A 1,837-nucleotide genomic window follows, 5' to 3' on the forward strand; every position below is an offset into this window, starting at 1 on the left:
AGGATGCATTCAGGGATAAACTATTGTTCTCCAATAGAATATGAAGCCCTGGCAGCGTAAAATAAAATGTGTCCGCTTTATCGGGGGAAGATCACAAATAACAGTTGGTTTTTGCTCCTTCGTCGCTTATTTTAACCAACTATTATTTGCCTCTTAGTGAGGCGTTATATGCAAAGGGAGCCTGCATGAAGTATTTACCTTCTTTTATATTCGGTATTATTCTTACCGTGCTACTTCTGTACGTATTTCACTTTTCAGCTGTTTACTCACCGATATTAGACTTTATAACATCTACACCAGATCTAGATGAGCATAGTTTTATTTGGATATTTTTGATGGTTCATGACTCATTGCTAGCGTTAGTATTTTCTGCGTTGATTTTGTTTCTATATCGACACTTTTTACCTAAATTACCATTTAATTGGCTTGCTATTCTGTTAATGCAAATACCACTGACTTTTTTTATGTTTCGCTCTAGTGCTGTATCACTAAATTTTGATACCGTTTATAACGCTGCAACATCCATTGCGTCTTTAGTCTATTATATATCTGTTTTAGTGGTATTTTCTGTGACAGTTACATATAACAAGCAAATAAATCAGGACAAATAACAGTTGGTTTTTGCTCCTGCGTCGCTTATTTAAACCAATTGATATTTGCCCATTATTGTGGGCGTTATATGCCACGGAGATTCGGCGATGAAAAATAAGCCTTGGCTCGAAATTTACAATGAATCGTATCAAGATTGCATTGTTGGAAATCATGAAGGCTTAGTTGAATTACAAAAGGCTATTGATAAAGCCTTGGATGAAGGTAGCTATAAATTACCTGAGAGTTTAGATTCTGATTTTCTATCTATTCGTGTTACTGAGATAAAACCTCATGAAGAGGAAATACTTAAATCAGATAAGTTAATAGGTTTAGCTGTAATGTCTGGTTTATTTATTTGGGGGCTGGCTTTACCAATCTTTGCTATCTATCAACTTTGGCAATTATTTCAGTAGCATATAACAAGCAATTAAAGCGGGACTTTTTACAGTTTGCTCGGTTTCGCTTCGCTACACAATTTTAGCAAACTAATAAAAAGCCCCTTAATGTGGGCGTTAGCTATTCAAGGAAGATTTGTGTCGGAACCAACATGGTCATGGTCAGCTGTAAGTGCAATAGCTTCTGCTATAGCTGCAATAGTTGCGTTATTTACTGTACTACTTACATTAAAAGATCGCTCAGATAGATATAAAAAAGAAAACTCACGATCTAGCACAAGAATTTATGCTGCTTTAATTCAACTTGATAGAGCTTTTGATAATACTATTCAACTAATTACAGGAGGACACCTTTCAACTCTTAAACATGAAGTGTTCTTTTTATTGAAAGTCGTTGCTGAACTTGGTGTTGATGAGGATATATCAATACTACCTTCAGAAATTGAGAAGCTTTTAGTTTTCTTAGATGGATTAGATAATGATGATGATTGGGATGTAAAGGAAGCTACAAAAATTTTAGTCAACTTTCAAAAAGGCTTTAGAAAATCTAAACATAGCTTGGGAAAAAAAGCTGGTGTAACACATAGCTAACAAGCTGTTAAACAAGGACAAAAAACAGTTGATTTTTGCTCCTTCGTCGCTTATTTTAACCAACTATTTTTTGCCTGTTAATTGGGCGTTGGTATGACTCCCCACGTCAAGTTAAACCATAAAAATCTCTGCTTTTTTTCGAGCCATAATTTTCTCTTTTAAAGTTGAGTGAGTTAACGCATAGAATGAAGCCAGTAATTTCGTCGGTTATCATGCTGATATTCGTGGATTATTAACCTATTGGCTAACAGCGCCTACCT

3 protein-coding genes are annotated in these 1,837 nt (G+C 35.1%); all 3 read left to right on the forward strand.

Translation table 11 applies throughout. The annotated features are described in order from the left end of the window. The first annotated feature begins 185 nt into the window (after positions 1-185). The 3 genes from ND2E_RS22465 (at position 186) to ND2E_RS05900 (ending at position 1,577) form a co-directional block, all read left to right on the forward strand. A complete protein-coding gene (locus ND2E_RS22465; protein ID WP_052056779.1) occupies positions 186-611 on the forward strand; it encodes a hypothetical protein in 426 nt (141 codons plus the stop codon). An 87-nt stretch (positions 612-698) separates the two neighbouring features. After that, the gene (locus ND2E_RS05905; RefSeq protein ID WP_033094878.1) at positions 699-1,004 is read left to right on the forward strand and encodes a hypothetical protein; all 306 of its coding nucleotides are present in this window, start codon (positions 699-701) and stop codon (positions 1,002-1,004) included. Positions 1,005-1,124: 120 nt separating this feature from the next. Then, positions 1,125-1,577 carry a hypothetical protein gene (locus ND2E_RS05900; RefSeq protein WP_033094879.1) on the forward strand — a complete coding sequence of 151 codons (453 nt, stop codon included), beginning with the start codon at positions 1,125-1,127 and terminating at the stop codon, positions 1,575-1,577. Positions 1,578-1,837: the final 260 nt, after the last annotated feature.

Source organism: Colwellia psychrerythraea (assembly GCF_000764225.1).
GTDB lineage: Bacteria > Pseudomonadota > Gammaproteobacteria > Enterobacterales > Alteromonadaceae > Colwellia > Colwellia psychrerythraea_D.